Origin of the sequence: Paenibacillus catalpae (genome assembly GCF_900112695.1) — a bacterium.
In the GTDB taxonomy this organism is placed as follows: domain Bacteria; phylum Bacillota; class Bacilli; order Paenibacillales; family Paenibacillaceae; genus Pristimantibacillus; species Pristimantibacillus catalpae.
In genome coordinates, this window is record NZ_FOMT01000006.1 from 428,120 (window position 1) to 434,691 (window position 6,572).

At 52.9% G+C, this 6,572-nt stretch carries 7 protein-coding genes; 5 read left to right on the plus strand and 2 right to left on the minus strand.

Features of this window, described 5'->3' with window-relative positions; translation table 11 throughout:
- Positions 1-203: 203 nt before the first annotated feature.
- The 3 genes from BM200_RS26520 to BM200_RS26530 all read left to right on the plus strand — a co-directional run bounded on the left by BM200_RS26520 (position 204) and on the right by BM200_RS26530 (position 2,503).
- Positions 204-1,184, plus strand: a complete 981-nt coding sequence (locus BM200_RS26520; protein ID WP_091189844.1) for an aldo/keto reductase — start codon at positions 204-206, stop codon at positions 1,182-1,184.
- Positions 1,185-1,262: 78 nt separating this feature from the next.
- Entirely contained in the window at positions 1,263-1,748 is a 486-nt protein-coding gene (locus BM200_RS26525; RefSeq protein WP_091189845.1) for a CcdC family protein, read from the plus strand.
- A gap of 209 nt (positions 1,749-1,957) precedes the next feature.
- Complete coding sequence (locus tag BM200_RS26530; protein WP_091189847.1) at positions 1,958-2,503, plus strand: glutathione peroxidase; 546 nt, start codon at positions 1,958-1,960, stop codon at positions 2,501-2,503.
- A 66-nt stretch (positions 2,504-2,569) separates the two neighbouring features.
- On the opposite strand, the gene BM200_RS26535 is transcribed toward BM200_RS26530, so the two are convergent.
- Positions 2,570-3,142 (minus strand): hypothetical protein, encoded by a 573-nt coding sequence (locus BM200_RS26535; protein ID WP_091189848.1) that lies wholly within the window; start codon positions 3,140-3,142, stop codon positions 2,570-2,572.
- Positions 3,142-3,675, minus strand: a complete 534-nt coding sequence (locus tag BM200_RS26540; RefSeq protein WP_091189849.1) for a hypothetical protein — start codon at positions 3,673-3,675, stop codon at positions 3,142-3,144. The genes BM200_RS26535 and BM200_RS26540 overlap by 1 nt, the downstream gene beginning before the upstream one ends.
- Before the next feature lie 175 nt (positions 3,676-3,850).
- On the opposite strand from BM200_RS26540, the gene BM200_RS30235 reads away from it, so the two are divergent.
- Complete coding sequence (locus BM200_RS30235) at positions 3,851-4,342, plus strand: DUF6385 domain-containing protein (RefSeq protein ID WP_217649588.1); 492 nt, start codon at positions 3,851-3,853, stop codon at positions 4,340-4,342.
- A 9-nt stretch (positions 4,343-4,351) separates the two neighbouring features.
- On the plus strand, positions 4,352-6,496 hold the full coding sequence (locus BM200_RS30525; RefSeq protein WP_245773162.1) for a DUF6385 domain-containing protein: 2,145 nt from the start codon (positions 4,352-4,354) through the stop codon (positions 6,494-6,496).
- Positions 6,497-6,572: the final 76 nt, after the last annotated feature.

Consider the following 6,572-nt stretch of genomic DNA (forward strand, 5'->3'; position numbering starts at 1 on the left):
ACGGTCAAGGCCTATCGTTTATCGATTGGGCTTTGGCCGTTTTTTTGAAATATAAGAAAGTATAAATTTTTGGTATACTGTACGTATATTCCATTCGCTAAACGTACTCCTAAAAGAATGGCTGCATGCTTTTTGCGGTTAGGCGGAGCCGTTTACGCTTGTGACACTATTTTCGTAACCGATTACATAACGAGGTGAGAAGAATGCAATATCGCGGGTTAGGTTCTTCGGAATTGAAAGTAAGCGAGATTAGCTTTGGCACTTGGGCGATTGGCGGTGCCTGGGGCAATGTAAATGATAAAGAGTCGCTGCTCGCGCTTGAGGCGGCAATCGACAGCGGCGTTAACTTCTTTGATACGGCTGACGTGTATGGCGACGGCCTTAGCGAGCGCCTGCTGGCTCAGGCGGCCAAAGGCCGCGAGGATGAGATTCATATTGCGACAAAGTTCTGCCGGGCGGGTGATATTCATGATCCGGCGACTTATTCTGAAGCTTCTGTGCGCGCATATTGCGAAGCAAGCCTGAAGCGGCTTGCGCGCGAGCGGATTGATCTGTACCAGATCCACTGCCCGCCGATGTCGATCCTGAAGGACGGCAGCGTATTTGGCGTACTGGACAAGCTGCAGCAGGAAGGGAAGATTCGTCATTACGGCGTCAGCGTGGAGTCGGTGGAGGAAGGTCTCTTCTGTCTGGAGCAGCCGAATGTCCGTGCGCTGCAGGTGATCTATAATATTTTCCGTCAAAAGCCCCTTGAGCTGCTGAATGAAGCGCATCGCCGCGGCGTTGGCATTCTGGTTCGCCTTCCGCTGGCCAGCGGCCTTCTGACAGGAAAGTTTACGGCAGCTTCCACGTTTGAAGCGGATGATCACCGCCGATTTAACGAGAACGGCGAATCCTTTAACGTAGGCGAGACCTTCGCCGGGCTTGGCTTTGCCAAAGGCGTCGAGCTGGCTGACCAGCTGCGCTGGATCGCGGAGGGCCGCGGCAATATGACGCGTGCTTCGCTGCGCTGGCTCCTGGATCATGAAGCGGTAACCTGCGTTATTCCGGGCTTCCGCAATGTGCGTCAGGTTGAAGACAATCTTGCGGCGATCGACGTGCCGTCGTTCACAGAGGGTGAACGCGAGCGGCTTGCGGCTTTCTATCAGGAGCAGGTTCATCCGTTTATCCGCGGATCGTACTAATTCGGCTCGTTTGCACTGTTTTTTATTTTGCAGTACGATGGGGTAGTCAATACTTGCCTGAAATGAGGATAGATCAAGATGCTATCTGCCTATACACATCTCATTCAAATTGCGTCCATCGTTTTTTCGGTTTGCGCTGGTCTAACGCTTATTATTCTCCGCATGCGGGCAGGCAAGCAGCCGACCAGTTTGCGTAAAATCATTATACCGCCGCTTGGCATGTCGACGGGTTTTGTCATGTTTGCTTTTCCGATTACGCATATCCACTGGTTGTGGGGTGTATCAGCATTTGGTACGGGGATGCTGATCTTCTCGTTCCCTCTCATCGTCACAACGCGTCTTGAGAGAATAGAATCAGATATTTTCGTCCGCCGGTCGAAGGCGTTTATCTTCATCATGCTGACTTTGCTCGCTATCCGGCTTGCGCTGCACAGCGTAGTCGAGCAATACATGTCGATTCCGCAGACGGGCGCATTGTTCTACCTGCTGGCCTTCGGGATGATTCTCCCATGGCGGCTTGCAATGGTCGGGGACTTTATGCGCCTGCAAAAAGCAGAAATGTAACGGGGAACGGGACGTGCCGGCGGCACGCCCCGTTTTTATTGGGTGACGGTAACAAGGAAAAACCGAGTTATTCGGCTCTGCTTGTCGGCCGCTGAATTTAAAACCGGTGCCTCGAACTATCTATGTATTTGACATGAGGCTCCGGATTATGATATAAATTGTATACAATTTAATTTAATAAAACCATTTAACTGGAGGAGGAAGTTATCATGACGGTTTATTCATTCGAAGCAGATACAATCAGAGGGCAAAAGGTGAGCTTGGAGGATTATAAGGGCAAGGTTCTCATCATCGTAAATACAGCAAGCAAATGCGGCTTCACCCCGCAATATTCCGATCTTCAGAAGGTGTACGAGCAATATAAAGACCAGGGACTTGAGATTCTGGGCTTCCCGAGCAACCAATTTGGCGAGCAGGAGCCGGGCTCGAACTCGGATGTACAGGAATTCTGCCAGATCAATTACGGAGTATCGTTCCCGCTGTTTGCGAAGACAGATGTACGGGAAGAATCCGCGCATCCTTTGTTCGCTTATTTGAGCGAGCAGGCGCCATTCCATGGTTTCGATACAACCGAGCCAAGCGGTAAAATGCTGCACGCCTTCCTGTCGGAAAAGCTGCCTCATTACCTGGAAGGCAATGATATCAAATGGAACTTTACGAAATTCCTCGTTGACCGCGAAGGCAACGTGGTTAAACGGTTTGAGTCGACGGACGAGCCGTTAAATATGACCGCAGATATCGAGAAGCTGCTGTAATAGCAGCGGATATGGAAGAGCTCATGTTGCCCGTACAAGGCAGCATGGGCTTTTTTTAATGCGGATCTAGGTTTCCCACCAGATAACCTCTACGCCAACCCCCAGCAAACCAAGCACACTCAAAGAGCCTACCACGTTAACGGTTAAGGTTTGTCCCGCAGGTACGGCAACGCCTCCGCCAACGGTAAAGGAAAAGGGGCCAGGCTGAAGCGGATAAAGGATGAAGGAGGAGCCGCCAGTTACGGCATTGATTGAAGTGGTAACGGATGCAGCGGCGGCTGTCCCGCTTCCCAGGTTAAGGTTCACCGGAGTTACGGCTGTCGGCGCGGCAATAGTTCCCCCGCTATAGACCGTTACTTGCGCAGAAAAGCTGGAGAGCAGACTTAATGAAATGCTGGTATAGCCTATAATTTGCCCGAGGTAAATCGTTTTGCCGCTGCCGGAAGGATTGGCGATCCGGATGGAGCTGTTAACACTCCCGCCCAGCAATCCCAGGGACAAGCTGTTAGATGCACTGATGCTAAAGGAACCGGCTGCCTGCTTGGAGGTGCCGGATTGAGCGGGGATTTCTAATCCAGGCTGCGTGTAGGAGTTGGCGGACGCTCCGTAGTACCTGTCAAAAATCGGATTGTTCGGCATTATGCCTCCCACCACGAAATATTGGCCGCAGCAGTAATAGCACCGGTACCAACAGAGATCGCTAACGAGCGGTTAGGGGCGACAATAAGTCCGCCCGTAAAGACGACTTCGAACATTCCTGCTGCCAGTAGTGAGGTATAGAACAAGGTAGGCGTGCCCGTAACGCTGCCGGTGGCTACGCGTGCGGCAGCAACACTGGTGGTCGCATTGCCAAGCTGCATGTTGAAGGGAGTTGGCGTCGTACCACCGGATACTGTTCCTCCCGAGTAGAAATTAACGGTGGCTGCGGCGCTTACTCCTCCGCTAATTTTCGAGATATATAGCGATCTTCCGCTGCCGTTCGGATTGGTGATCTGAATTAATAGGTTGGAGCCCCCGCCTACGGCCGTGCTGGCCGACGTGACCATGAAGAATCGTCCGCTGGCGGCCGCATCTTCCTCCGGAGGAGCCACGATGGCCGGACTGTTGTATCGGTTGTTTAACAGGATGTACAAGGGACTGTTCTCGCTGTTAAAAACGGAGTAATTCGTCAATGCGCTCACCTCTTGTCTCGTAATGCTTGCCTCATTATATGGCGGAAACCCCGGATTCGCATGGGGAAATACGGATGAGATGGAAGTTAGGTGAATCAACCGGCTCCAATCGCCGCCGCGTACAATTTCATTTACACATAAAGTAATGGAATGGACATCGAGGAGAAGAGGAGAAATGGGAAAAGCAGCACGATGCAAACATAGAAGACCGTGTCATTGCCGGAAAAAACGGCTGAAACGAAGAAGACGACGCCGTGTCCCAAGAAGACGTGTTTGCCGCAGATGCAGAGACAGCGGCTCTTTTCAGATTTTTCGCTCTATTGAATATGAGGAAGCCATTACTTCAGATGAATTCGCACCGATGCCAACACAGGATACAGCGTCGGATTTGGTATTCTCCTATGCCGTTCTTAATCGGGGGAAAAATGCTGCCGTTGTACGTTTGGAAGTTGGGCCAAATGGAGTCGATTTCGCCCATGATTATGAGCTTGTATTACAACCGGGCGGGATCGATATCCTGACTCCGTCGAGATTTATGCACTATACGAGAATCTCGATACGCTCGCAGCAGCCGGGCAGCCCTACATTGATTCAAGTATATTTCCAGGCGCAGCGCGCCCAGATGACTCCTGTTCATGAATTTCATTTTCTAAGAGAAAATAGGTGATGGGAAGGAATGCCAAACTTTTCGACATTTAATCCGAATCCGGATAACTTGCGCACTCTGATCTTTGGTAAAGACAGCACGGATACAGCACGGCCTCTGGCAACGGATTCTACCGGCAATTTGGTTACCGTGATGCTGGACGGTACGATCAGCAGCATTTTGGGGGTCACAATAACGGCAGGTACGGTTGCGATCTCGGGCGGAACGGTAGGAGTGACCGGAACCGTGGCCGTGTCCGGGGGGACGCTGGATGCAACCCTGACAGGCGGTACTTTAAGTGCAGTGCTTGGTGCGACCATTACGGGCGGAACGATTAGTGCCATTCTAGGTACGACGATTACAGCAGGTACGGTGGCGATATCGGAAGGGACAGTGACGGTGTCGGGCGGTACGGTTGCCTTGGCAGGCGGAACGGTGGCTGTCTCCGGGGCGACGGTTACAGGCGGCACCATTGATGCAGTGCTTGGCGCAACGATTACCGCAGGAACGATAGATGCGTTGCTGGGGGCGACCATCACAGGCGGAACGATTAATGCCGTGCTCGGAACGACAATCACCGCTGGTACAGTGGCAATCTCAGGCGGTACAGTAGCCGTGTCTGGCGGCACGTTCGAAATATCCGGCGGAACCGTGGCGGTGTCCGGCGCGACGATTACGGCGGGAACGCTGGATGCGCTGCTCGGGGCGACGATAACCGGAGGAACGATAGATGCGTTGCTGGGAGCAACGATCACTGGTGGTACTATTAACGCCGTTCTAGGTACGACGATTACCGCAGGTACGGTAGCGATCTCAGGCGGTACAGTAGCGCTGGATGGCGGCACAGTAGCTGTCTCAGGCGCGACGATCACGGCGGGAACGCTGGATGCCGTGCTAGGCGCGACAATTACCGCAGGCACATTGGACGCAGTGCTCGGAGCGACAATAACGGCCGGAACGATTACAGCCGTGCTCGGAGCAACGATCACAGCGGGAACCGTGGCGATTTCGGGAGGAACAGTGGCGCTCGATGGGGGTACTGTGGCAGTATCCGGCGCAACGATTACGGCAGGGACAATCGATGCATTGCTAGGAGCGACAATAACGGCAGGAACGATTACAGCTGTGCTTGGAACGACAATTACCGCAGGTACGGTGGCGATTTCGGGAGGAACAGTGGCGCTCGATGGGGGCACGGTGGCAGTGTCCGGCGCAACGATTACGGCAGGGACAATCGATGCATTGCTAGGAGCGACAATAACGGCCGGAACGATTACAGCTGTGCTCGGAGCAACGATCACAGCGGGAACATTGGATGCATTGCTCGGAGCAACAATAACGGCCGGAACGATTACTGCGGTGCTTGGAACGACGATCACGGCAGGTACGGTTGCGATCTCCGGGGGAACAGTGGCATTGTCAGGCGGCACGGTGGCAGTGTCCGGCGCAACGATTTCGGCAGGGACAATCGATGCATTACTAGGAGCAACAATTACAGCCGGAACATTGGATGCGGTGCTCGGAGCGACGATCACCGCGGGAACGATTACAGCTGTGCTTGGAACGACGATCACGGCAGGTACGGTAGCGATCTCTGGAGGAACAGTTGCATTATCAGGCGGGACGGTAGCGGTGTCTGGCGCAACGATAACAGCGGGAACGCTGGATGCATTGCTAGGTGCGACCATTACCGCAGGTACGCTCACAGCTGTGCTTGGAACGACAATAACTGCAGGTACACTAAACGCCGTGCTTGGCACAACCATTACCGCAGGAACGTTGTCTGCCCTGCTAGGAGCAACGATTACGGCCGGAACTTTAAGCAGCGTTACCTCGATTTCGCAAAAGAGCTTCCAAGAAGCAGTTAACCTGAATAACCTAACAGCAGATGCTTATACGGCGGTACCGACCATTACAACAAGTGTATTTGGCACTTATTCGTACTTCGTTTATAACAAAGGTCCGGGAACGAATGCAGCGACCGCACGTGTTGAGATTAGCGCCAACGGAACGAACTGGTATACCGACGTGGAAAGCGTAACGGGAATCGCGGTAGGCTCGGTCGATGTACTAGTGCCTCAGCGTTTCCTGAAATATACGAGACTGGCATACCGTTCGACAACGACCGGCAGTCCAACCACTGTTGACGTATACTTCAATGGCCAAGGCACGTAATCGTATGCTTACGAAGCAAGAATTACCGCAAAGAACGCGCTAATTCTTTAGGCGTATGCTTTCGAAGCAAGAATTA